The sequence below is a fragment of the Fictibacillus sp. 23RED33 genome (genome assembly GCF_015903925.1).
Taxonomy (GTDB): Bacteria; Bacillota; Bacilli; order Bacillales; family Fictibacillaceae; genus Fictibacillus; species Fictibacillus phosphorivorans.
On sequence record NZ_JACZDX010000001.1, the window covers coordinates 1,551,298 to 1,577,294 of the forward strand.

Annotated in this window: 24 protein-coding genes; 2 read left to right on the plus strand and 22 right to left on the minus strand. The window is 37.3% G+C overall.

The genetic code is table 11. The features are described 5' to 3' along the window. Positions 1 to 30: 30 nt before the first annotated feature. From IHV09_RS22640 to IHV09_RS08060, 16 genes are all read right to left on the minus strand, one after another. Positions 31 to 156: a hypothetical protein gene (locus IHV09_RS22640; protein WP_255520075.1), complete on the minus strand. Its 126-nt coding sequence runs from the start codon at positions 154 to 156 to the stop codon at positions 31 to 33. Between the two features lie 257 nt (positions 157 to 413). Continuing rightward, entirely contained in the window at positions 414 to 923 is a 510-nt protein-coding gene (locus tag IHV09_RS07995; protein WP_197191763.1) for a FixH family protein, read from the minus strand. Continuing rightward, the gene (locus tag IHV09_RS08000; protein ID WP_197191762.1) at positions 916 to 2,307 is read right to left on the minus strand and encodes a PepSY-associated TM helix domain-containing protein; all 1,392 of its coding nucleotides are present in this window, start codon (positions 2,305 to 2,307) and stop codon (positions 916 to 918) included. Before IHV09_RS08000 ends, IHV09_RS07995 begins: the two co-directional genes overlap by 8 nt. Before the next feature lie 266 nt (positions 2,308 to 2,573). Next, the gene (locus IHV09_RS08005) at positions 2,574 to 3,356 is read right to left on the minus strand and encodes an ABC transporter ATP-binding protein (protein WP_197264054.1); all 783 of its coding nucleotides are present in this window, start codon (positions 3,354 to 3,356) and stop codon (positions 2,574 to 2,576) included. Further along, entirely contained in the window at positions 3,353 to 4,309 is a 957-nt protein-coding gene (locus IHV09_RS08010) for a FecCD family ABC transporter permease (RefSeq protein WP_370568943.1), read from the minus strand. Before IHV09_RS08010 ends, IHV09_RS08005 begins: the two co-directional genes overlap by 4 nt. A gap of 144 nt (positions 4,310 to 4,453) precedes the next feature. Next, positions 4,454 to 5,437 carry an ABC transporter substrate-binding protein gene (locus tag IHV09_RS08015; protein WP_197191760.1) on the minus strand — a complete coding sequence of 328 codons (984 nt, stop codon included), beginning with the start codon at positions 5,435 to 5,437 and terminating at the stop codon, positions 4,454 to 4,456. A gap of 65 nt (positions 5,438 to 5,502) precedes the next feature. Further along, the gene (locus tag IHV09_RS08020) at positions 5,503 to 6,501 is read right to left on the minus strand and encodes an ABC transporter substrate-binding protein (protein WP_197191759.1); all 999 of its coding nucleotides are present in this window, start codon (positions 6,499 to 6,501) and stop codon (positions 5,503 to 5,505) included. A gap of 201 nt (positions 6,502 to 6,702) precedes the next feature. After that, complete coding sequence (locus IHV09_RS08025; RefSeq protein ID WP_197264055.1) at positions 6,703 to 8,049, minus strand: PepSY-associated TM helix domain-containing protein; 1,347 nt, start codon at positions 8,047 to 8,049, stop codon at positions 6,703 to 6,705. A 266-nt stretch (positions 8,050 to 8,315) separates the two neighbouring features. Then, complete coding sequence (cydC, locus tag IHV09_RS08030; protein WP_197191757.1) at positions 8,316 to 10,022, minus strand: thiol reductant ABC exporter subunit CydC; 1,707 nt, start codon at positions 10,020 to 10,022, stop codon at positions 8,316 to 8,318. Beyond that, the gene (gene cydD, locus IHV09_RS08035) at positions 10,019 to 11,746 is read right to left on the minus strand and encodes a thiol reductant ABC exporter subunit CydD (RefSeq protein ID WP_197191756.1); all 1,728 of its coding nucleotides are present in this window, start codon (positions 11,744 to 11,746) and stop codon (positions 10,019 to 10,021) included. Before cydD ends, cydC begins: the two co-directional genes overlap by 4 nt. A gap of 46 nt (positions 11,747 to 11,792) precedes the next feature. After that, complete coding sequence (gene cydS, locus IHV09_RS22865; protein ID WP_425590179.1) at positions 11,793 to 11,897, minus strand: cytochrome bd oxidase small subunit CydS; 105 nt, start codon at positions 11,895 to 11,897, stop codon at positions 11,793 to 11,795. An 11-nt stretch (positions 11,898 to 11,908) separates the two neighbouring features. Further along, positions 11,909 to 12,922 (minus strand): cytochrome d ubiquinol oxidase subunit II, encoded by a 1,014-nt coding sequence (locus IHV09_RS08040; RefSeq protein WP_197191827.1) that lies wholly within the window; start codon positions 12,920 to 12,922, stop codon positions 11,909 to 11,911. A 12-nt stretch (positions 12,923 to 12,934) separates the two neighbouring features. After that, a complete protein-coding gene (locus tag IHV09_RS08045) occupies positions 12,935 to 14,266 on the minus strand; it encodes a cytochrome ubiquinol oxidase subunit I (protein ID WP_197264056.1) in 1,332 nt (443 codons plus the stop codon). Between the two features lie 277 nt (positions 14,267 to 14,543). Then, positions 14,544 to 14,960 (minus strand): transcriptional repressor, encoded by a 417-nt coding sequence (locus IHV09_RS08050; protein WP_197191754.1) that lies wholly within the window; start codon positions 14,958 to 14,960, stop codon positions 14,544 to 14,546. An 18-nt stretch (positions 14,961 to 14,978) separates the two neighbouring features. Beyond that, the gene (locus IHV09_RS08055) at positions 14,979 to 15,626 is read right to left on the minus strand and encodes a response regulator (protein ID WP_197264057.1); all 648 of its coding nucleotides are present in this window, start codon (positions 15,624 to 15,626) and stop codon (positions 14,979 to 14,981) included. Positions 15,627 to 15,629: 3 nt separating this feature from the next. Further along, entirely contained in the window at positions 15,630 to 16,448 is an 819-nt protein-coding gene (locus IHV09_RS08060; protein ID WP_197264058.1) for a sensor histidine kinase, read from the minus strand. Positions 16,449 to 16,630: 182 nt separating this feature from the next. Between IHV09_RS08060 and ctaG the strand changes: the two genes are divergently transcribed. Further along, a complete protein-coding gene (gene ctaG / locus IHV09_RS08065) occupies positions 16,631 to 17,515 on the plus strand; it encodes a cytochrome c oxidase assembly factor CtaG (RefSeq protein ID WP_197264059.1) in 885 nt (294 codons plus the stop codon). Between the two features lie 116 nt (positions 17,516 to 17,631). On the opposite strand, the gene IHV09_RS08070 is transcribed toward ctaG, so the two are convergent. Continuing rightward, a complete protein-coding gene (locus tag IHV09_RS08070; RefSeq protein ID WP_197264060.1) occupies positions 17,632 to 18,492 on the minus strand; it encodes a zinc-ribbon domain-containing protein in 861 nt (286 codons plus the stop codon). 273 nt (positions 18,493 to 18,765) lie between these two features. On the opposite strand from IHV09_RS08070, the gene IHV09_RS08075 reads away from it, so the two are divergent. Further along, complete coding sequence (locus IHV09_RS08075) at positions 18,766 to 20,310, plus strand: hypothetical protein (protein WP_197264061.1); 1,545 nt, start codon at positions 18,766 to 18,768, stop codon at positions 20,308 to 20,310. A 76-nt stretch (positions 20,311 to 20,386) separates the two neighbouring features. Here the strand turns inward: IHV09_RS08075 and IHV09_RS08080 are convergent, their stop codons facing one another. The 5 genes from IHV09_RS08080 to IHV09_RS08100 all read right to left on the minus strand — a co-directional run bounded on the left by IHV09_RS08080 (position 20,387) and on the right by IHV09_RS08100 (position 25,776). Next, a complete protein-coding gene (locus tag IHV09_RS08080) occupies positions 20,387 to 22,423 on the minus strand; it encodes a molybdopterin-dependent oxidoreductase (RefSeq protein ID WP_197264062.1) in 2,037 nt (678 codons plus the stop codon). Between the two features lie 59 nt (positions 22,424 to 22,482). Further along, positions 22,483 to 22,905: a VOC family protein gene (locus IHV09_RS08085; protein ID WP_197264063.1), complete on the minus strand. Its 423-nt coding sequence runs from the start codon at positions 22,903 to 22,905 to the stop codon at positions 22,483 to 22,485. A gap of 71 nt (positions 22,906 to 22,976) precedes the next feature. Continuing rightward, a complete protein-coding gene (locus IHV09_RS08090; protein WP_197264064.1) occupies positions 22,977 to 23,735 on the minus strand; it encodes a kanamycin nucleotidyltransferase C-terminal domain-containing protein in 759 nt (252 codons plus the stop codon). A gap of 24 nt (positions 23,736 to 23,759) precedes the next feature. Beyond that, the gene (locus IHV09_RS08095; protein WP_197264065.1) at positions 23,760 to 24,512 is read right to left on the minus strand and encodes a class I SAM-dependent methyltransferase; all 753 of its coding nucleotides are present in this window, start codon (positions 24,510 to 24,512) and stop codon (positions 23,760 to 23,762) included. 484 nt (positions 24,513 to 24,996) lie between these two features. After that, positions 24,997 to 25,776 (minus strand): TerC family protein, encoded by a 780-nt coding sequence (locus tag IHV09_RS08100; RefSeq protein WP_197264066.1) that lies wholly within the window; start codon positions 25,774 to 25,776, stop codon positions 24,997 to 24,999. Positions 25,777 to 25,997 lie beyond the last annotated feature (221 nt).

The window sequence follows — 25,997 nt, forward strand, 5'->3', positions numbered from 1 at the left end:
TTAACCCCACACCTGATTAACGTCTGGTTTCTAATTATTCTCGTGCTGTTCGTGATTTTCATGGTTTTTGTGATCCTCATGAGAATCTCCAGAACCACATGCTGTTAACGCTGTAAGTGCCATTGCCAGAATAAGGATTGCAGTAACTTTTTTCATTCTTCCACCTCTTTTAATTACTTGGTCTCCCTCTATGTAAGACCCAACTTAGAGTATATGTGAAAGCATTTTCAAAGTAATCACTCTAACGGGTGATATTTAGTGGAACTTTTATATAATGTTGCTTTCAAAAGTATTATATTTCCGTTGAAGAGAATAAAAAGGGTAAAAACAATATCCTCTTAGAAAATAGCCTCATAAAAAAGAACCGATGATTTTATAGAATTCATCGGTCCCCATTTTCGTATTAATAATTCTTAGTGATGGTGTTCCATTTCTTCACTCAGTTTTACGTTATTCTTCTTCAGTACTTCCAAATCTTGCTTAGAAAGTTCACCCACAACAAATTGTTTTTTAGGAATTACTGTAGAGCTGTCATTTTCTGCATGGACCTTAACATAATAAAGACCATTCTGATCAAATCCTTCACTTAACGAATACACACCATTACCTTCTTCTGTTGCCAATTTTTTGTCATGATGTATTGAACCATCAGCTTTCAAAATTTCAAAGTATACAGAATCCGCGTTAGTGACTCTTTTTCCCTCTTGTGTCAATATGGCTTCCAATTTCTCTGACTGATTTGGTTGGAATTCATTCGGAATAACAATTTTAACCAGCAGTGGTCTCTCTTGCTTGTATTGAATCGCAGCATCAGATTTCACCGAACACCCTGATAAGATACTACTAAATGCAACAACTAACACAATAAGGAAATATGAATCTCTTAAGACATGTATGTTCTTTTTTATTGGTTGGTTAGGCATTTAGAAACCTCCTTATTGATGAAACCCTCTGAATAATTAACCAATCAATCAACCAAATGACTAGTAAGGATAGCCCGACTAAAGGAAAGAGAATCCCCAAGAATATTAAGGTAAACAAAAATAACTTCATTGTTTTTGCGCTAGGTCCTTTAGGTGCGCCAGTGCCTTTTTTAGGTTTGCGCTTCAACCAAAGATAAAATCCACTTACAGCAACCAACATGATTCCAAGACAGATGAGTAAACTAACGAATTGGTTGATCAAACCAAACTGAGTTCCTTTGTGTAACGTAATACCAAGTGCAACAATTTTCCCAACTATACCGTAATGTTCAAATCGATAATCCGCTAAAACTGCTCCGGAATATTGGTCTAAATGAATCGTTGCTTCGTCTTCAGCTTTTGCTGGATAAGCTGACAGCGTGTATACTCCGGTTGGCTCATTTGGGATACTCACTGAGAAAGACGGATCCATTCCTTGCTGTTCAGCAATTGTGACTATATCATCAACTGATACTGGAATAATACCTTCCACCTTGGACTCCGGAACTTCAAGAGTTTCAGCTGCCCATGGAACCTCGGCCACATCTTTTGTTTGAACGGCAGATACAGGTGCTTCACCACCCCAAATAGATGGTGGATAACCCACTCCATTATTTGTAGCAATAGATTGAAAGTTTGCACCCCAAAAGCCTGACCAAGGAAGACCAGTTAGAATTAGAAATAACATACCCGCAGTAATCCAAAAAGCAGGTACTGCATGCAAGTCCCTTCGAAGTATCTTCCGTCCTTGACTAAGACGAGGGACCAGAACTCCTGATAATTGTTTATTCTTACGTGGGAACCATAGGAATAAACCAGTAACTATGAGGACGACCGCCCAACACGCTACTAATTCTACGATTCGGTCACCTGTCGTACCAATCATTAACTCCCCGTGTATCTCCTCAATCTTATTCATAATACGATCATCATCTGATAACTGCCCAATGATTTTCCCCGTATAAGGATTAACAAAAATGGTTGAGGTTGTTTCTTCAGTAGAAATCTTGACTTCACTAGAACGTGATTTTGATTCGCCTGGTCGATATTGTGTAACTGTTGCGTCAGGAAATTTATTTTTAACAGAATCAATTTGATCTGTCGCAGATATACGATCAGCTTCTGGTGTTACTTCATAATATTCCTGATAAATGATATTTTCAATCTGCGGCTTAAATAGATAAACTGACCCTGTAATAGCAAGGATTATTAAAAAAGGAGCAAAAATAATCCCTGCATATAAATGCCATCTCCATATAGTACGGTAAAAATTTGTTCTTGATCGTTCTTCATTCTGAGTAGGTTGACTAACTTCATACGTTTCTTCTCGCTGAATATTATTCATGTTTCCTCCGATTCTGTATTTCAAGATGTAATATTAATAAGTTTCAAAATCTCCAAATTAATAAAGGTGAACTTAGCGAATCTCAACAATTATCCAAATGTATAGTAAGTGTAAATTAAACGTTATAAACTAAATCACCATTTTTGAGTATATTTGAAACTAAGTGTAAAGTAATCACTCAAATGGGTGATATTTATGCAAGCTCATAAAAAAATAAAAAACCGAAGGCACAATATCACCACTCGGTTTCCATTTTTAAAAAGTTATCATGTCTTTAGAAGTTGAAAATTGTAGATTGAAATCGGTTCTTTTTCAGATACTTTAATTTCCGCATCAACTTTAAAGACATCACCCAGCATTTTCTTGGAGATGACATTCTGTGGGATACCACTATCATAAATACGTCCAGATTGAAGGACAATCATTCGATCTGAAACCATAGCCGCTTGATTAATATCATGCAGAACTAAGATAATCGTAATTCCCTGTTCTACATTTAACTGTTTAATTAGCTCAATGATCTCAAGTTGGTGGTGGATATCGAGATACGACGTAGGTTCATCCAGCAGCAAAACAGTTGGCTGCTGAGCAAGTGCCATTGCGATCCATGCTCTCTGACGTTCTCCTCCAGACAAGCGATCTACAGCTCTCTCAGACAATTCCCCTAAATGAGTAAGTGTAATGGCTTGATCAACAATTGCCTGATCTTCTTGATTTAGCCGTTCAAATTTCCTTTTATGAGGGAAACGACCATATTCAATTAATTGTCTAACCGTAATTTCAGGGTTACTCTCATGAACTTGCATTAAGAAAGCAAGCTCTCTTGCAAAAGCTTTCCTATTCCACTGATTGATTTCACTATTTTTAAATAAAATCTTTCCACTAGAAGCTGGAAGTTGCTTTCCAAGCGCTTTTAACAGCGTACTTTTACCACAACCATTCGGTCCGAGTATACTATGGATCTTTCCTGCTTCAAATTGAAGCGTTAAATCCGAAATAATCTCATTATCGTGATATCCAATATGAACATTCTTTGCTTCAAGTGTCATATCGTTCTCTTCTTTCGTAACAAATATAAGAAAAATGGAGCACCTATAACCCCCATAATAATACCAACAGGAAGTTCGATCGGCGCAAAGGCAACACGGCCGATTGTGTCAGATAAACACAGAACGGTCACTCCTAGCAGAGCTGAGGCTGGAAGCAATATTCTATAATCATTTCCTACGAGGAGTCTTGCAGCATGGGGCACAATTAGTCCAACAAAACCTAGTAGACCAACGATACTTACTGCACTTGCAGCAAGCAGCGCACTTATGGCAATAAACCACAAACGATAGCCTTCAGTGTTTAGTCCGAGCGATCTTGATTCAGCATCACCAAGTAGTAAGACGTTCATCCGCTGAGCGCTAAGCAAAGCCAATACTAATCCAATAAGACTATAAGGAACGATGATCTCTACATGCCCCCAGCTTTTGGCCGACAAGTTTCCAATCATAAAAGAAACAGCCCCTTGAATACGATCACTATAAAATGTATACAGTGCCGATACTCCGGAGTTTAAAAATGCAGAGGCTGCAACACCAGCAAGAATAATCCTCATAGGAGAGACTCCCTTGTCCCAGGCAAGCAAATAGATGAGCAATGCCGAAATCATCGCTCCAATAAATGCAGCAGGAATCAACAAATAGGAAAACGCGGGAAAAACTAGTAACAATGTGATTCCAAATAAACCAGCTCCAGAGGAGATTCCAATAATATGGGGATCAGCCATTGGATTACGCATAACCCCTTGCAATAAGGCACCAGAAAGAGCTAAATTTATTCCAACAAACACTGCTACAAGTGTGCGTGGAAGCCTTATATTCCAGATAATTGTGTAATATGGAGAATCAGTAGAACCAAATAAAATACTCAAAATTGACTTTGCATCTACGGATACCGCTCCGAATCCTAAACTTACCATTACACTGATTATTGCTAGGATAAAGAAAAGTCCCACGACGGAAAGCTTCCATCCTATCTTTCTATTAATACCCTTATTCACCTTCATAGTTTTAATCAGAAAGTTTGCCATAAACTTCTGAATTGGCCCCTTCCATTCCCACGTGGGTGTATTTAAGCAGAATAATAGCCAGTTTCAAGATTAGTTTGTTTGGGTTGAATAAACCAATTCCGACAAATATTTATAAGAATCCACAACATCGACACCAGGAGCCATGACAAATTTTTCTCTTGGGAGAAAATAAATTTGGTCATTTGAAACAGCGGAAAGGGAATTCCATGCTGGATTCTTTTTATAATTGTTATCTATCATCTTTTTTGCGTCCTCATTCGTTGTATGAGAAAGCACAAACAGGTAATCAGGATTAATCTTCACCATCTCTTCCATACTGAACGGGATATAGCCTGCCATAACTTCTCCATCTAATGATTCTGTTACATTTCGTAGCTTCAACTGGTTAGCCATGTCCACCGATATTGTCGGACCCTGTTCAATAAATGAGGCATCACCCATAACTGTCAAGATTGCATAAGTAGGCTTTTCCTTCTTATCTGGAACCTGATCAATCACTTGATTGATTTTTGAATCCATCTCATTGATAAGTTTTTCAGCTTTTTTATCATTCCCCGTGATTTTTCCCATAAGTAGTGTGTTTTTTCTAATGTCCTCTATTGATTGCGTGTTAAGGTTTGCAAAAGGAATGTTAGCCTCTTTAAATGTTTTTCTAAGATTACCATGTGTAAAACGTTGACCAACAACTAAATCGGGTTTCAATGCAAACACCTTCTCGATATTAACCTCGTGCATGAATCCTACTTTTGGAACATCCTTAGCTTCCTCAGGTGGATCTATAGTAAATGCATTTGTTATACCAGCTGCTTTACCCCCAACTTGATAAAATGAATAAAGGACCTCATCCTTCAAAATTACTATGTTTTTAGGTTTTTCTTTTAAAGTTACGAGTTCCCCATCAAAGTCTTTAAAGGAAAGATAAGGCTCAGCTGATTGGTTAACCTCAGCGCTATCTTTCTTTCCCTCTCTTTCCTTCTGAGTATCATTCTGACAACCACTGACCATTGCTAGCATGATTAAACTGATGATTATAAGTTTTATCCCATTCTTCATGTTTTTATCTCCTTTATGATAACTATTTCATTAATTGAGTTTATCGATTTAATCCGAGCGATTGATTACTCAGGAAGTTTTCCATAGACTTCAGGATATACAGCTTTCCCCATATATTCGAATGATTTTTCCATAGATAGACCAGGATTATTTACAAAAAGTTCACCTGGAATAAAGCGAAACTGATTCTTCTTAATTGCAGATAGAGAAGACCATGCTTGATTGGATTCCAAGTTATCTTTTAACATGCGTTGTCCTTCCTCTTTGGAGCCATGAACAATCAAAAAGACATAATCTGGATCTTCATTCACAAGAGTTTCCATGCTGAATGGCACACTGCCCATTCCTTTTGAGTCTTTCTCTTTTAAGCTTTCAGCGATGTTCTTCATTTTAAATGAGTTTGCTATATCAAGTGCAATGGATCGGTCAGTCTGAAGGGACACGGTATCCATCATCATTGTAATGACAGCGTAGGTAACTTGTTTATCTGGTGCTTTTTCTAAAACACGCTGGATTCTTTGATCCATTTGTTTTATCTTTTCTGCAGTCGCTTTTTCTTTATCTAAGATCTTACCAAGAATTTCTGCATTTTCTCTCACATCATTTACTGAGTTAATTGCTGTTAATGCAAGAGGAATATTTGACGAGTACATCGCTTCTTTTAATTTTCCATGAAATACAGATTGTCCAATGACCAAGTCTGGTTTTAATTTCAGCGTTTCTTCAAGATTGATGTCGTTAATCATTCCAAGCTGCTTTGCTGCCTTAGCATTTTCAGGTATTTTCAGTTCTGGTACTGTAGAAATGCCAACTGGCTTTCCCCCCAAATCATTGAAGATTTCATATAGTTGTGTATTAAGTAAGACAACTCTTTTTGGTGTTTCCTTTAATACTATTTTCTCTCCTGTAGAATCTTGAAAGCTTATAGTCTTTGTTGATTCTTCTTTTGTTTTTGGTTGACTTCTATCAGACTGCTTATTTTCAGCTTTTTCTTGACTACATCCTGCGAAAATTAACAAGATTGCAAAAATTACACTTAAAAGTTGCCATCTCTTTAATTTCATTTTTAGCCTCCATTCATATAAAAAGTTTATTGTTACGCTTTGATATGTGTACATAACAACGAGATTGAGCCAGCAATATCAAACATGTTAACATCCTATCAATGGCCGCCGATTAGTAATAAACCGTTTTCATTTATTCTAAAAAACAGTTAATATTCTCACTAAATCTGGTTGACCAGATTTAGCGAGAAATAAATTCTATTATTTTGATAACTCACTAGAAATTCTTTTATTTTTAGAAGAATAGTAAACGATAGTTTCTATAACAAATATGATCAAGATAGATATACCAAACAGAGGCATGATTATCCCCAGTATTAGCAATGCTAGAATCGCAACTAAAGACCATTGTTTATTAACTCGTCTAGGTGTCTTTGATTCGCCCTGTTTCATTCTTCTCATCCACGATAAAAAGCCCATCGTAATTGCACCAAGAAACGCTATGCAGACAACTAAATTCAATATTTTATTAGGCATTCCAAATAGATGTCCTTCATGAAGTGGAATACCCCATGTAAACCATTTACCGATTATGCCGTAATCTTCGAAGTTTATTTTAGCAATTACGTTTCCTGAATATTGATCGAAATAAGCTGTTGTTTCCTCGTATGGACTTACATCGAGTCCTGGAACACCGGTATTGCTTCCTTTTGAAACCGTAAAAACGCCCTTCTCGTCAGCAGGATATACAATTGAAAACGGTCTGCTTATCTTTTCATCCTGAGCTTTAGCAATTACAGATTCTAAACTCTGCTGACCAGGATTATTTAGATTATTGTTAGCCTCTGTTTTATCATCTGAAGCAGGTTGATTCAGGCTTCTTGTAGCCCAGGGAATCTCATCTACATCCGATTGCGGAGGAGTGTAGCGTAATTCAGTTCTTCCAATCTCAGGGTGTTCTTGACCGAACTTGGCAATTTGGCTTCCCATAAATACAGACCAAGGAATACCCGTTATGACAATTACCATTAATGGAATTGCAAGTGCAATTCCCAAAATCGCGTGTGCTTTTTGAAATTTTAATGATTTGGATTTGTTTTTGTTAGCAAGTAATTTCTTTTTAAATGTCATATATATTCCGGATATGATAAGAAACACTGTCCAACAAGCTGTCAATTCCACTAAATAACGCATGAATGTACTTTCCGTTAAAAGAGAACTGTGGAAGTTTCTCATAAAGTAAGAGTATGTATTACTCGGATCTTGTGAAGAAACAATTTGATTGCTGTCATCTAGGAATATCGTTCGTGAATCACCATTCTCGTTACTTATGGTCACTCGGCTGTTATAAGGTTCTTCCATCATGCTAATCTTGCCGATGGAATATCCTTCGTATTTTGCACTAATTTCTTTGATGGCTTCGTCCATGCTTTGAGTTTCTTTTGTTTCACTCATTCCAAAAAATTCTTTTTCATACAGATAACTCTCAACTTCAGGATAGAAAAGAAAGCCAGTCCCTGAAAGAGTTAATGTTATTAATAGCGGTGTAATGAACCATGCAGCATAAAAATGAAGTCTTCGAAATGGATTAAAAGTATTATTATTCATGGCAATCTCCTTCTAATTTGTTTACATATAACGGAAAATCCGCTGTTTCAAGCTGCATAAAGTTACAATTTTTGTATTATTCAGCCCAACTACGAGTATAAGCGACACATTTTTTATTGCCATCCCTCCAATGGGTGATATTTAAATGTTAAATAAGAAAAATGGACAAACCCTTTTCTTGAAAAATCTTTCGAAAAGGTTGCCCATTTTTTAAATATTGCAATCCATGTATTAAAATATCTTTGTTAGAACTTACAATTCAATTCTTACACTATAACATTTTTCTCTATTTCTCTTAATTGATAAAAATAGCCCTTTCTTGACAAGAGTTGCTCGAATGATCCCGCCTCAACAATCCTACCACTATCCATTACAATAATCTGATCCATTTGCTCAAGATTTTTTAACTTATGACTTATAAGTATGACCGTATCATTTCTTGCCTTCTCAAAAATTTTATTTAATATACTTTGTTCGGCTAACATGTCTATAGAAGACATAGGTTCATCTAAAAGCCATAACCCACTAGAACGCAAAAGCACTCGAGCAATCGCAAGTTTTTGCTTTTCACCGCCTGATAGATTACTTCCTTTTTCTTGTATCCTTTCATTGAGATTCTTATATTGCAACCCAACATCAAGGAGAGCTGATTCCATTTCATTATCTGTTGCATTTTCATTAGATATTAGTAAATTTTCACGAATTGTTCCAAAAAAGAAATGGTTCTCCTGTAAAACAATACTCATATTTCGCCATAAGCTTTCGCTCTCTATTTCTTGAATGGGATTTCCGTTTACAGTAATTTCTCCTTTATCAGGACTGTACAATTTCATAAGCAGCATAAGCAAAGTGGATTTTCCAGAACCAGAAGGACCTACAATAGCTGTTTTTGAACCTGCTGCAAACGAAATTGATATATTATCCAAGATAGGAATTACAGGCTCAAAATAAAGCTTCACATTTTTTAGTTCAATAGAATGTGACAAATTGCTAATTTCAATATCGCTTACTTCCTTCTCAGGTTCCTTGTTAACAGTTTCATGAAGACGCGAAGCTGCCCTTCTACTTTCTTCTGCATAGACAGGAAATGCCGCCATAGGTACAGCATATTCAAATACATTCAATGAAATCATTACAAGCATTGCTAGATAAATCCCATCAAGATTACCTTGTGCTACCTCATATGCACCTGTTGCTAATACACAGCAGCTTATCAATGCTGATACAGCATAATTAATGGATTGAGTCCAATTTGATCGGTTGTCGATATGAGCTTGTTCGTTCGTTAAGTCCCTTGAAAGAGTCTGTAGATTCGCTGCTTTCTCCTCATTTATACCGTACATTTTCAAGTCTCTAAATCCGTAGAGAAATTCTGTAACCTCTGTTGAAAACTCATTTCTCGTATTTCTTATATTAGATTCCTTCTTTTTTTGAGTCCAAGCAAAAAATCCCGGAACAATAATTCCTGAAACGATCATCCCTATCAAGAGGGAAAGTGACATATACCCTGAATAAAACGACATAAAGAATATGGCACTCAAAAAAACAAGAATAAAAACAATAGGTGGGTAAACCACTCGAAGAAAGAAATTTTGCATGCTCTCTACATCTCCGACAATTCTTGCCAAAAGATCTCCACTTTTGTATTTATTCAAAATACTAGGAATTGATCGCTCGACTTTTTCAAAAAAGGAAGATCTTATTTCTTTTAAAATAGAAAATGTTCCTCGGTGTGAAACTAAACGTTCAACATACCTACTTAAAGCTCTTGAAATACTTATCAACTTTAAGAGTCCTAACATAACTGTTAATGTATACAGCGGAGGAAGCAGAGCGGCTTTAGAAATTAAATAACCACTAGAAGCAAACATAGAAAAACCAAGCATTCCCGCCAAAAAACCAAAAAGAATTGTTAACCAGATATCTTTCTTCTCTCTCCACATTATTTGAATTATGTGAGCTAAGTCTTTCATGTTACTGCCTCCTTCCTACTTATAGTAATCATTTCTCGGTAAGAGTCGCTCTGCATGATTAATTCATCATGTGTACCTCGCGCCATAAGTTTTCCGTTTTGTATAAAATAAATTTGGTCTGCATCTATTATTGTGTTTAATCTATGAGCTACAGTAACGATGGTGGCGTTCTCTCCAAGCTCATTTATAGATTGCTGCAGGATACTTTCTGTCATCAGATCCAGACCTGTAGTAGGTTCATCAAAAAGAATGAACTTTGGTCTTTTCACAAACGCTCTTGCCAAAGCAAGTCTTTGTTTCTCTCCACCTGATAGACCTCGACCACCTTCACCTATGATCGTGTTGTAACCAGATTCTAATGATTCAATCATTGAAGATAACCCTGTACTCTCTGCAGCTGCTCTAATTTCTACCATATCTACTTTTTTACTGCTGCCGATCGATATGTTTTCAGCTATCGTACCTGAAAATATATAGGGACTTTGAGAAATATAACTTATCTGTTCAAACCAACTTTTTTCATCATAACGATTTCGTTCCTTTCCATTAATCAACACCTTTCCTTCATCTGCTTCTAACAGGCCGCCGAGTATATGAAGAAGTGTTGTTTTTCCAGACCCATTCGGACCAACTATTGCTATTTTTTGATGCGAATGTATTTCCATATTTATAGATTTCAGTGAAAAAGAACTTTCAGCATATGAAAATGTAGTATTTTCAAGAGAAATGTTTAGAGACGAACCATGGAAAGGGTGCTTCCCCCATTTGACACCTTGTTCTTCTTTCTCAAGCTCACTAAAAATCACCTTTGCTGCTCCACTGCTTCCCTTACCAGCATGAAAAGCACTTCCGTATTCTTTTAGTAATAAGTAAAAATCAGGAACAAGGATCAAGATGAAGAAAGCTGCTGAAAATAATACTGATTTAAAAACGACTATTTGAAGTCCTAATTCAAACGCGATCAACCCTATACTTAGCATGGAAATGAACTCCAGTGAAAGAGCAGAAAGAAAGGCTATCTTAAGGACCTTCATAGAAGCATCGCGAATTTCAATGCTGCTTTTTTCGATTTCTAATTTTTGTACTTTTGAACGCCCATATAACTTTAGTGTTACTAGTCCTTGAAGTACATCTAGAAAGTGTCCTGAAAACATAGATAGCTTTTCAAGTTGTTCTTCTGACTTTTGTTTTGTTTTCATTCCTGTCAGCGCCATAGCCAATGGAATAAATGGAGCCGTGATTAGTAGAATAAAGCCTGATATCATATGTTGAGAAAACACAGCAATCAAAATAATCAAAGGAATGATAATCGTTTGTAGCATCTGCGGTATATACACACTAAAATACGGAGTCATTTCATCGACTGCGTCCAGAACCATATTAACTTTTCTGCCTGTCTGTCCACTAAGTGAAGTCTGTATAGGGTTATTGGATAGTTTCTTCAAAAGGTCAGATCTAAGTTTGTTCTTAACATCCAATGCTAAAGAGATTCCTGATTTTCTACCCCTATACATAACAAGTACTCGTATGAACGATACTGTGAGCAAGATTATCAAGTCAGAAATAACATCTGTAAATGAGGCACTTTTCAAAAATACCGATTCCACCACATTTACAAAATAATAGGCTTGTAAAACCATCGCCAAACCAGTTAACACTGCATAAAGAGAAATTCGCCTAATCCACTTTTTCTGTTCAAATGCCATTTTCCTAATTTGTTTCATCGCTAACTCCTTTACGATGCTTGATTGTAACGATTAAGTTTAGAGACTATTTTTCGTAAGGAGACTTTCCGAATGCTCCCCAAACAAACAGACCCGCTAGAGTAAAGACAATTATTAAAACCGGTGCAACCATTATTAAGAATGTATGCATAGATGACCCTCCTATTTTTTACCCTTCACATAATCATTATTGAATAAAAATAGACGTAATAATAAATATAGTGAAGGCACTAACAGTACCAACCCAGCGATGAACGCGATAGTTAGCGCAATAGCCATTGTTTCATTCGTAAACCCGGAATAGATTGTTACATACGGGTATAACACATAAGGCAAATGCGCGGCTCCATATCCATAGAACGCTGCAGCAAATTGAAGCATGACTAAAATGAAAGCACTACCCAGTTTTTTCTTCTTCCAAATTAAAAACACAGCTCCTGTGAAAAATAAGAACGATAGAGCAAACAACCATGACAAGTCTAGCATTTTGTAAAAATGGTCAGGGTTGTGCACCCTCATCGATAAAAATACGAGCAAGCTAGCAAGTATAGTTGGTAGGCTCCAAAACAATGCATATTTTCTCAAAAGCTGAAATGCACCATGGTCGTTTGCTTTGTATGAATAGTAGGTTAAAAAGCAAGCTGATATATACAGAACACTTACAATTGCTAAAAATACAACAGACCATGCATAAGAGCTTGAAAATAAGTCTGCATACTCCAAACGAACATTGTTAGCCTCAGCATTAATAAATCCGCCTTCTGAAATGGTGAGTACAACGGAAAGAGAAGCAGGGATTAATAGTCCAGTTGCTCCATATAAAAACTGATACCAGCTGCTTTCACGATGTCCATAGTGATGAAAAGCGTAATATGCTCCCCTCAGCGAAATTAATATGATTGCAATGCTACCAGGAACTAAAAGGGCTGTTCCATAATAGAACGCAAGTGAAGGGAAAAACCCAATCAGTCCCACGTAAAAGAAGATTAAAAAAACGTTAGTGACCTCCCAAACAGGTGATAGATAACGATTAATCACTTTTTTCACGATAGGGGCACGGCCCGTAACGGTTGAATAATAATTAAAGAATCCAGCACCAAAATCAATAGATGCAACAATAAGATATCCATATAAGAATGTCCAGAGAACCGTGATTCCAAGGATTTCAAAGTTCATCATACTCTCCTCCTATTCCATTCCCCGTTTATCTAGTTCACGTTCAGCCGGATTTGCTTTAAAGGTTCTACGTAGAACGGTTACTGCTGAAATGGCTAAAATCAAATATAATCCAATAAACAAATACAACATAATATCTACATAACCTGAAGAAGTAGCTCCCTCTGCTGTAGTCATATAGCCTCTTAATATCCAAGGCTGCCTTCCTTCTTCTGTAAAGAACCATCCAGCTTCGATCGCAAGCATCGCGAGAGGTCCACTACTAACTATGAACCATAAAAGTGGTCTATTTAGCTCATTAGCCTTCTTTCTCCACTTCATAAAAACGTAGATAAAAGAAATGATTGCAAGAAACATACCGATTCCTACCATAAGATCAAAGAAGTAATGAACAATCAAAGGCGGCCATTCTTCTTTAGGATACTCTTCAAGTCCGATTACTTCTGCATCTGGTGTTGCATGAGCGAGAATACTTAAGGCATAAGGAATCTCAAGAGCATATTTCACATCGTTGTTCTCATCTAAAATGCCACCCAAAATGAGCGAAGCTTCCTTCGTTGTTTCAAAGTGCCACTCGGCCGCAGCCAGTTTTTCCGGCTGATATTCAGCTAAATATTTTCCTGACAAGTCTCCTATAACTGCTGTGCTTAATGCACAAACAAATGCTACAGTCATAGAAAGGTGTAATGCTTTTTTGTAGTAGACATGCTGTTTCCCTTTTAAAATCATAAATGCGGTTATGGCTGCTATTACACAAGCTGATGTCAAATAAGCAGATGATAGCACATGAGCCATCTTTGTCGGAGTTGCCGGATTAAACATGGCTAACACTGGGTTAATCCCCGTCAAAACACCATTTTCTAGCTTGAAGCCAAGAGGTGCATTCATAAATGCATTTACAGTTGTGATAAAGAAACCGGATAATGTTGCTCCTAGCGCTACAGGAATCAGTAATAAGAGATGATACAACCTATTTTTAAAACGATCCCAAGTATACAAGTAAATACCTAAAAAAATGGCTTCAAAGAAAAACGCAAATGTCTCCAAGAACAACGGAAGACTAATCGTTTGTCCCGCTACTTGCATAAATTTTGGCCATAATAGACTTAATTGAAGAGCGATTGCTGTACCTGTTACAACTCCTACCGCAACTGTAATAATGTATCCTCTAGCCCATCTTCTTGCCAACAGATGGTAATGCTCATCTTTACGACGTATTCCTATCCACTCTGCTAAAGCAATGAGGAGTGGTATTCCAACACCAAGCGTAGAAAATATGGTGTGAAAAGCAAGTGTCAAACCTGTCAAAATCCTACTATATAAAACTGGATCATAATCAAACAAAGTACTTCCTCCTTTTACTTTTACAGTAATCTTCTGTATTAAGCAGTTTAAAATAGCTGTTAATAATGAACTTTATAGTTTGTGAAGTATTTCACATGATAGTGTATGAATGTACGAGTTCTTCAGGCAAAGTATATAATACAAAATTTGTACTGCCTATAGAGTTAACAATATCGAAATAGATTGTTCACAATTTCACAATATTTATCTATGTAAAGCATACTCTTATTTGGAGTATGCCTGAACATAGTAAGATTTCACTATTACATCAAAAACATTAATTTACGTTACCGCAATTCTTACATTTATTTTGAATAAGAAAATAATTTGTATTAAGAGCTTTCTTAATATCTCTAATCATCATAGGCTCTAATTCAGTCTTTTTGCCACATACCATACAGAAGCAGAATGGTTTTCTGCTTTCTTCATTATCATTCTTATCGTTAAGCTGAATAAATGTATTTTCATTTGCTTCATACAAAGTAATGATATTTGCTTCCTCAAATACCCTAAGTGTATTTTGGATGGTAATAGGGGTAATGTTAGAATACTTTCTAGCAAAATAAGACATAACTTCTTCTTTTGTAACTTTTTGATTCGACTGTAAGAAGTTTAGAAAATTCCCCCTCGCCATTGTGAGTTTATTCCCTGTCTTTTTCAGTCTAACCAGTGCTTCTTCATTGGTAAGAAACATACTATTCTCTCCTATGTGTTAATTTCTTTCAATCCATCCTTTGTTGAATGCGTAGCTTGTAAGTTGAACTCGATTATCCAGATGAAGTTTACCAAGGATGTTCTTTAGATGACTTTTTACGGTATGCTCTGAGATTGAAAGGTTTTCAGCAATCATTCGATTTGATTTACCTTGTGCAACTAACTGCAAAATCTCTTTTTCACGTGCAGATAATGGTGTCTTTTCTTCTTCTACTTTTTCTTGTGTGAATTCATTCAATATTTTAAAAGCCATTTTTTGTGACATAGGAGCCTCATCAACTGCGAATGCTCGTAAGTAGCTGTACCATTCACTGGAGTTCAAGTTTTTAAGAAGGTACCCTTGTGCTCCTCGCTTTACAGCTTCAAAAAGATCTGTAATGTCATCTGAAACGGTCATCATTACTATTTTTATGGAAGGATATTTGTATTTGATTATTTTTGTTGCTTCCAACCCATCCATAACAGGCATCCTAATATCCATGAGGATTAAGTCAGGGCTTAATGTTCCCGCTAGCTCCACTGCCTCTGCTCCGTTTTTAGCTTGTCCGATGATTTCAAATTCACTGTAGTCTTCTAGTAAATCTTGAATACCTTCTCGTGCATGCTGGTGATCATCCACTAGCAATAATCTGTTGCGCTTTTCCATGAGTTAATTCTCCTTCGTAATTAGAATACGCAATTCTCCATTTTCAATGGTAATGTCTAATCTACTATTCATAGCTTGTACTCGATCCTCAACAATTTGGAGTCCATAGCCGTTTGGATTCGTTACTAAATCAGTTGTATTTGTCTTATTCTTGATGAGGCAAAACCATCCGTCCTCAAGCTCTTGCGCATCGATCCATACTTGTTTTGTGCTAGCGTGCTTCACTACATTCATTAGAGCTTCTTTTATACAAGCAAACAGTTCAATTTTGTCTTTTGTAGATAAAAGAGATTCATTGACATGCCAGTTCAAATCAACATTTAGACTATGTTCACTTTCCATTTCTTTAATATGCGAGAGCAGGGTATTTGTCCAATTGAAATTCGTTTCAACGGGGGGAAAACGTAAATTATTAATTGCCTGTCTCACATCTTGATGGATATGATGTAAGGTTTTCTTCATTTTAATAAAGTGAACGTTGTTATCTAGATCTGCCTGCTTTCCAAGCTTGTTTAATTTAACCGATAAGAAAAAAAGGGACTGTGCGATTCCGTCATGAAGCTCTTTTGATATTTTAGTTCTTTCTTGTAGTGCAGATAACTCTGCTTTTTCCTCATTAAGTTCTTGTTGGATCTGTTCGAGCTTGTCAAAAAGTTTCAATAAAAACACGATAGTAATGGCAAAGACTATTACTGGAGATAATAGATTCCCCACCTCCATAGATAAATAGGGAAGTAAGAATGTATGCCTAAAGTATTCCCACAATCCAATCGAGAAAGTCGGTAATAATAAGATCAGCCATTTTATCTGGGTATACGTCATTTTTTCACTCACCTTTTCTACACTTATTATCATGTTGCCACATTCTTTAATAAATGCCATCACCATTATGGGTGAGTAATCGAATCTTTTTCTATCAAAATCCCTCCATTGAGTGATGATTAGTTTTATGAAGTATGATTTAATTTACTATACGAAATAGTGTTCTAATCTGGAGGACCAACATGTGGGAATTGATACGGAGTAATATTGAACTAAGAAATTTATGGGACTTGCAACTACTGTTTTTCTTTTTGATGATCTATGTGTTGTATTTAATCGCAACAGGTCCGTACAAGAAAGATTTTACAGGCAGCACTAAAGTTCACCCTGTTAAAAAGATCGTTTTTTTTATTGGTCTATTATTAGCATATCTAGGATTTGGTGGACCTTTATATTTTTTAGGGCATATTTTCTTTAGTGTTCATATGACTCAGATGGCTATCTGCTTTATCATTGCACCTCCACTTATCATTTACGGAATGCCAAGATGGCTCTTCCAAGCCATACCAAACGTTATAAGATCTAATAGAGTTGTAAGGTTGTGTAAAGACCCTTTATTTTCATTGATTGCTTTTAATGCTTTGTTCTCAATCTATCACCTACCACAAGTGTTCGACTTTATGATGGTTAACTACCACTTACATCATCTCTACAATATTGTCTTGTTTTTAACTTCACTGATGACATGGTATATCATGCTGCAGTCAAACCGTCTTTCAAATCTTCAAAAGACCGGTTATATCTTTGGAAGCGGCTTATTATTAACACCTGCATGCGCACTCATTATTTTCTCGTCACATCCCCTTTATGCTACATATTCTAATCCGGAATTTTGGGCAAAGGTTATGGGATTATGCGTAATGCCAGGAACTCACATGCCAGAAAATTTTTATGATATGATTATGCCTTTATCTTTAGTAGAAGATCAGCATCTCGGTGGAGTGCTCATGAAGATTATTCAAGAAGTGGTCTATGGAGTGGCGTTAGGATATGTATTCTTTCAATGGATGAAGAAAGAAAGACAAGACGAAATTGATGGGGTTTACCCAAGTGTCCACAATAACTAAAAGAAAATAGTTACTCAACAAAAAGAGAAGCCTCTAAATCAAGAGGCTTCTCTTTTCTACTTATCATTGCTTAAGCAGACAATCAAATTGTCGTTACGATTACTAGTGTCTACAAGCTATGAAGAACAAGAATTACACCCGACTCCCTTCACACGATCCTTCACCCTTGCTGTGTATTCGTCACCACATTTCCTACATCGCCACCAAACATTGTTGTATGACGTAACGGAAACATCTTTAGGTGTTTTATGAACCCCGAACATTGTACCATTACGATCTGGATGCCACTCTGCTGCAATCTCAGGAAACATATTGAAAAGTGATTGCTCGATTTTCACACACTCTGGACATCGCGATTTATTTTTAATTCTTTTACGAATTCTCTCTCGCCAAACATGCCCTTTTTCGCATACCCATGCCACTTCCTCGTTTGAGTTATACACGACATCATGTGGACTTTTCCCATTGTTCACTCTAGACCATTCTTTTACAAGTTCGGGGTGGATCGTCGCCAAACAGTTCTTTTCATACGCCTTTTTGTCTGAACAATACACACATACACTTTTAGAATTATGTACTCGATCAATCACGGTTTCTTCCCACTCATGTCCTCTTTTGCAAATCCACCACCTCCGTGGCCAATCTTCCTTGCTGTCAACATCCGCAGTGGTAAGATTTTTGTTCAGAGTCGGATGCCACTGCTGACATAGCTCAGGATCTGCGGCTGCTAACGTTTCACTTTTAACTTCTTCAAACTGATACGATCGTTTTAACGCTCTTTCTTCTCTTACACAATCCGAACATTCCAAATTCTTCTTATAGCGCTCCCGAATAGTCGCTCCCCATTCATGCCCTTTTGAACAAACCCACCATATGTATTCATAACTGCCAAAACTAGTCTGGCACGGTTCAATTCCATGATTTTTTGTAGGATGCCATTGTGATAATAGCTTATTCGGTAATATCAAGTGCTTCAAACTCTTCAACCCTTTCTCTATAAAATACAATTACATAATAAAAAAGAACTATAAAAATCAGTCCTATATGGTTAATTATACCTATAATATTTGATTATGAACTTGGGAAAATCGTAGTCGAAAAGGCCTTGTAAAGACAGGTGTCGCTTATTGTTTTTCCCAACTTAGAAAGAGTTTTTCAGATGGCAACATTTTTGAGATATTTACCTATACATGAAAAATTTCCTTTCATATACTAAAATGCTAAAAAAAGTTCAAAGGAGAAAAATTCTGATGACAAACAAGGGACATTGCATATGTGGGTGTTTAAAAGAGATTCCTAGTGGAAGAAGCATTATTATTGTCACAGATCGTGGTGGTCTTTTTAATCTAACTTTTATAGATGTTATCGATCATTGCGTTAGAGGAATTGATCCTTTAGGAAGATCCCAAATAATTGATTGTGAGTGTATTGCGGGAATTGATTTAAGACCAAGTACAGGCGGGAACTTAACTCTTCAATCTGAAGCCGTTATTGTTTGTACTGGTTTTATTAGCGGGACTGTAACATGCAATGGTATCCCAGTAGCCGGAGCTCCAGTTACTTTTACAGATGATATCGCTGCCGGTTTAACATATACGCCAAATCCAGCAATAACTGATTCATCTGGTAGAATCCTTGTAGAAGTAAATATTCCAGAAGGTACACCTGAAACTCCCGCTAATATTATTGGTACAACTGTAATAAATGGCGAGACTGTTTCAGCTATAGACAACTGCATGGTCATGTGTCCTTCCTCACAATGTTCAATCGAATTAACAGCATCCGGTGAAAGCATTGATTGTACGGGTAATGTCTTTGCAGTGGTAACGTGTGGAGGAGTACCTGTCGAAGGTGTAACGGTTGACTTTAGTAGTGATAATCCAAACTTTACTCTCAACCCAACATCTGACGTTACGGATTCACAAGGTGATGTTGCAGCGGGGTTAAATATCGCACCTAATACTCCTTCCCAAGTTGCAAATATTACAGCCTCAGCTACAATAGGTACTCAAACATTGAGTACAACGATATCTGTTTCTGGCCAATGTGCGAATACTTGTGCCCTAACATTATCATCTGCATCAGAGATTGATTGTTCCGGTGTATTATCTGGTACTTTATTATGTGGCGGAGTACCTCAATCAGGTGTAACTGTTACCTTTACTCAATTCCCTGAAGCAGTCGCCACTATACCTTCCGCAACTACAAACGCTTCCGGTAATTTCACAACCAATATCACCGTTCCACCAGGTACAGCCTTAACGTCAACTGTAGTTAGCGGAACAGCAATCGTTGCCGGCCAAACTGTTTCCTCATCTATTGACATTGATTTCAGTTGTCGTGCAACAAATTGTCCATGTAAGTTCAGACTTGGTGTACGAGGATCTAGTGCCCCAGCTACTGCAAATGTAGTGAATCAGGGCGTCCCTTCAACTGTTACCGGTAACATAAATGTTACAGCGAATCAATGTTATGGCAGAAGAGAGAGATGTGATCCGACGGTTGACAACTTTAGTATCTCATTCTCGGGCGCAACATTTACCTTTAACTTGGCTCAAGGTAGAAGAATTAGGTTCTCTTGTATCGGTGAAAGAGGAGCGACATTGGAAGGAACAGCTATTGCTACAGGATCGTCTACCATTCAAGGGCTCTTTGACGTGTTCATCGGTTTTACTCGTTCTGGCAGCACAGCAACGTGGAACATTCTTGCTACAAACCAAGCTGGTGATTCCTTCAGTACTACCTTCACATCCGGTATCTCATCAGAAACAGAGATTGAAGATTGTGATGATTAAATTCACTCTTTAATAAAGTCGAAAGCTCTTCTTCATTAGTGAAGAAGAGCTTTCTTAATTTTAGACAGTCTTATTATCAGAGTTTATTAACGCTAACTCTCCCTGAAAAAAAGGTTGCTCCCCCACCCATATCTGCTATGCGATCAGGGGTGAGAGAATTGACTAGATGCTTCGTATCATCATCTGCTCCCCAAAGACCTTGAGTAACAGCTACACCCCGTAGAACATTATCACCAACGCTCGCTTTTAGTACACATTCTCCTTGCTCATTCCACACTCGTACCTTTTGGCCATCTTTTACTCCTGCCAGATCAGCGTCAAACTGATTCATAACAATTACAGGTTCTTTTTCAAGTCGCACATGTTTGTCTTGATTTGCAAACGTTGAGTTTAAAAAATTATGGTTCGGTGCTGCAATAAATTGAAGAGGATGATCAGAATCATTAATCAAAGGGATATATGTCGGCAGCGCTGGATAGCCGTCCTGTTTCATCTTCTCAGAATACAGTTCTATTTTTCCGCTCGGTGTTGGAAGCTTAGTTGGAAATTCCACCTCTGCCTTTACATATTGTTTTTTATCCAATACGTCAAAGTTTATTCTATGAATATAGGGATTCTCTGTTGAATCTAATGCTTGGTCAATTAGTTCTTCTTCTGTATCATCAAATGCATTCTCAGTAAAATCCATGCCTTTAGCAAGTAATCGAAACACCTCTACATTAGACTTCGATTCTCCGTAAGCTTCAATCACAGGCTGTTGAAGCTGAATGTAATGGTGCCAGTACGACGTGTAAAAATCTGTATTCTCAAAAGAAGACGTAGCTGGTAATACAATGTCTGCATACAATGCCGTCTCTGTTAAAAACAAATCATGTACCACCGTAAATAGGTCTTCTCGTTCTAATCCTTTACGAACCTTATTCCCTGCAGGTGCAACCACAGCAGGATTCGTCCCATATACAAAAAGTGATTTGATGGGAGGATCTAAAGCAAGCAATGCTTCTCCAAGCAGATTCATGTTTATTACACGCGTGTTTTTGTTAGGTTGCAGATCCGGCCGTTGCAGGGTATCAGTGTTGAACGCGAGATAAGCCGAATTTCCTTTGATCGCCCCTCCACCTTTAACAGCCCATTGACCTGTTAAAGCCGGCAAACAAGATACCGTTCTCACAAACATACCGCCATTATCGTGATGCTGTGAACCGTTTCCAATCCGTAGAAACGCAGGAGACGTTTGGCCATACATCCGAGCAAGCTTCAGTATATCCTCTACTGGTATTCCCGTGATGCTTGAAACTGTAATAGGGTCATATTGTTCAACATGTTCACGGAGCTCTTCAGATCCAACGGTGTACTGTTTCAAAAATGAATGATCCACCATGTTCTCAGCAAATAGAATATGCATCAAGCCTAATGCAAGAGCAGTATCGGTTCCTGGTAAAATAGGGATGAACCAGTCTGCAAATTTAGCAGTTTGGTTTTTATGGACGTCAATGACAACAATCTTCGCTCCATTTTGTTTACGTGCTTGTTGTGCAAGTGATACTTGATGCATATTCGTACTAACAGCGTTAATACCCCAGAAAATGAACAGTTTGGAATGAATCGTATCTTCAGGATCAATTCCATAGCTGCCGCCCATCGTATACTTGTAACCGGCTGCCCCTGCTGAGTTACAGATGCTTCGATCAAGCTCTGAAGCTCCTAGTCTATGAAAAAAACGACGGTCCATTCCTTCAGCAGCAAGATTACCCATATTCCCATAAAAGCTATAAGGTAGAATGCTCTCTGCACCGTCTTTTTGAAGCAAGTTCTTCCATCTCGCAGTGATGGTGTTAATCGCTTCATCCCAGCTGATTTGTTCAAAATGTCCTTCACCTTTCGCTCCAACACGCTTCATTGGATATTCTAAACGCTTTTCATCATATAGGCGTTCAGTCATATTTCGAACTTTATTACAAATAAAGCCCTTCGTGACCGGATGATCCGGATCACCTTCCACTTTTACAATTTTTCCGTTTTCTTTATGGAGGAGCAACCCACACTGATCGGGACAGTCTAAAGAACAGACCGATGGAAAAATACCGTTGGGACTATCTACAAAACTGGTCATATGCGTTCTCCTTTCCAAGATGTCACATTCATTTTATTCCTTCATTCAACATTAAATTTTCAATCTAAAATTTCCCAATCAGGGTTCCAAAAGACTTCCCACAAGTGTCCATCTGGATCTTGAAAGTGACCAGAATATCCACCCCAAAACGTTTCGTGAGCTGGATCTGTTATGATGGCTCCTGCACGTTCCGCTGCTTCCATGACCTTATCAACCTCTGCTATACTTCCAACATTATGACCGAGAGTAAATTCAGTAGGGTTTGGTTTTCCACCTAAAACCTTAGCCTCATGTGCCAAATCTTTGCGGTTCCAAATGGCAAGCTTTAATCCCTGTTGCAAGTCAAAGAAAGCAACAGCTCCATGCTCAAACTCTTTACCTATAATTCCTTTAGTCGAGAACCCTAAACCATCCCGATAAAACTGTAGCGATCTCTCTAAGTTTTCAACGCCTAAAGTAATGACCGTAACTCGTGGTTTCACAGTCTCATCTCCATTGAAATTTCCGTTTATCTATAAGAATCTTGCGTTAAACATATTAAAAAAGCCGTCATTTATAAGAATGATAAACGATCCTCTTTAAGGCTGATACCATGCATTTCTGCCCATTCAGCTGTAGAGCTCCATAAGTCACCAACAAAGCTTTTTAGTTTTTGTACATCTGTATGTAAGGATAATACTTCTTTAATGTTCATTTCATAATGGTTCGGCAAACTAGGCAGTTTAAATGATTCTTCGTACATGGATCTGCTCGATAAGAATTTGTGATTATTTTTTAATCCAACCAACATGGTTGCCCAATAGGCGATTTGGCGTGCCTCGTGTGCTGCAATGATAATGTCTGTATCCTTTAAAGTAAAGACTTTATATACATGTTCATACATATCCGCAAGAGCATCTTTCATTAAAACATTGAAATTTGTATGCAACTCAGTTTCCACAGCTAATTTTTTTAGCGAATCATATAGATTTGTCGGATCATAAATGATTTTACACGTGAACAATACATCACCTTTAACGCACCATTCATAGTCTATGCTTCTGGCTTTAGAATGAATTTTCTCAACCGTATTAAAACTAATACCTACGAACATTCCTTTATAAAAGAAAGGGTACCATTCACTTTCTTTGCCCTTTACTACCACTCGTAACTCCAAGTCAGACTGGGGACGATCGGTTCCCTTAGCTGTTGATCCTTCAACCGCGACAGAAATCAAACGTTCTCCATACTTTCTTAATAGCGTTTCAAAGATCTCATTTGCAACATGTAATCTATTCTCTGTAGTAAATTCATGAGGTTTCCATCTAGTCATTGGTGAACTCCTTTGAAATGCTTTTTACTTTTTTGACGCTTTTATTATAAATGTTGCAGGAACAAGGTTTGCTTTTTGAGTGGAATACCATCTGGACGGATTCTCCGAGGGCTCTTCAGGTAAGTAAACATCATCTATTACTTTTTCTATCATAAAACCTGCTTCGATTAAAGCATTTATGTAAGTGCTTAATTTTCTATGATGAATGACAGCTAAATTCTGCCAACCTTCATTATATTCCGGGCCTTCATTCACATAAGATTTGTTAAATATGAACGTAGACTGTTCCTCTTCGTATTTCAACCGATCATGAAGAGGATGTTCCCAGCTGAAAATTAAAACGCCGCCTGGTTTGAGATAACTATAAATATTTGCGAACGTAAGACTTAAATTTGTTGTCCAGCCCAAAGCATAGATTGAATAAACCATATCGAAATAATTGTTTGGTAATCCCGGGTTCTCCTCCATAGGTGATTCTATCAATGTAACCTCTACTTGTTGATCGTGTAAAAGGTTTCTAGCTGTCTCAATCTGCTTCGTACACAAATCTAGTCCCCATAATTCTTTGGCACCTTCTCTACCCATATATTGCAGTGAATGGCCACTGCCACACCCTATATCCAACACCTTATTACCTTTTATTAAGCCAAATAACTTTAGTTGTTTTTCATTAAAAGCAAAAGGTCCATATTCCGGAAGTGCCGTTCTACCAAAAAAGCGTTCGGCTGATACCTCCCACCTTTGTTTATTCACTTTTAAAATTTCAGTTGCTTCCAAAGTTTCCACTTCCTTTAATGTGTGTTTTTTCGATTATTCATCGTTTCTTTAGTAGTAGCTGATGGTTAATCATTGTATTGAACATCTAGCATCAGCTGATTTGATCTCCCTGCAATTTTTAGGTTGTTTTTAACTCCATAAAATCACGGTTGGGAAAACAAAACCAAGCGCCAAGGATATAACTGCTGCAAATTTTGTTTGCTTGATGGTGCGATGATCATTTAATTTCAAATAATAAAAATAGGACAAGGTAAAATAAAAACACATCACTATTGAAAAGATAGAAAAAATTAAGAACACATTACTTGCAATTAAACTCATTTTCTCTACACCCCTAAATCAAATACCATTTCTTTTTTTACAACACTATACTTTCCATATAAAAAAGTGCATTCCTTCTATGAATGCACTTTGACTGAAATATGTTTGATTTAGATAAAAAAATGGTGTACACATATGAAATGGTACACCACATTGAACCTTATTAATTTGAAGAGTCAGTTACGTTACCGGACTTTTTAGCAGGTGCAAACCATCCGATTACCGCAATACCCACTAACACACCATAGAAGATAATCGTCCAAACCGTACTATGTGGAAAATCGTGATCTAATACTCCAATATCATTATGAGCAAGTGTAATGACCGCAAGTTTTACACCTACCCATGCAACAATCGCATAAGCTGTTGTTTCTAAAGCTGGTCGTTGATCTAGTAACTGAACAAACCAAGTTGCTGCATACTTAATTAAGACCAGACCCGCAATTCCTCCGAGAACAACAACTATGAATTGTCCACCATCCATACCACCGAAGTCGCCAAGAGGTGAATCTGGAAGTCCTAGTGCCAATGCAACGGCTGCTAGAATTGAATCGATCGCAAACGCCAAATCAGCGATAGCGATCTTACCAACTGTTGGCCAGAAACCTTTACCTTTTGCTTCTTCTTCTACTTCTTCTTGGATCTTCTCATTCTCTTTACCGAATTTAGCTTGTATTACATGCTTTAATCCGAGGTATAAAAGATAAGCTGCTCCGATCGCCTGTATCTGCCAAACGTTCGCGATGAATGAAATGGCAAAAAGTGCACCAAATCTGAAAACGAACGCCATAAGAATCCCATAACTAATCGCCCGTTTCTTCTCATCCTCAGGTAAATGTTTTGCGATAACCGCTAGTACAAGGGCATTGTCAGCAGATAACAAACCTTCTAGTCCAATTAATATCAATAATGCCCAGCCGTACTCTAACCAAATTGAATCCATCCATGAATCTCCTTTCAAATCATACAAATAATATGTAATATCCATAGAATGACCATTTTAGTCGCAAGATACTCTTCGAGAATATACTTGCACTACTAGGAACAACTCTATACTTACAAGATTATATATTATTTTTTAGATTTTTACCTTATTTAAGCGAATTTAAAACTTAACAAAGTTAGATATTTAAAGGGTTTATCTTGTTTTTTACTCATGGGTAT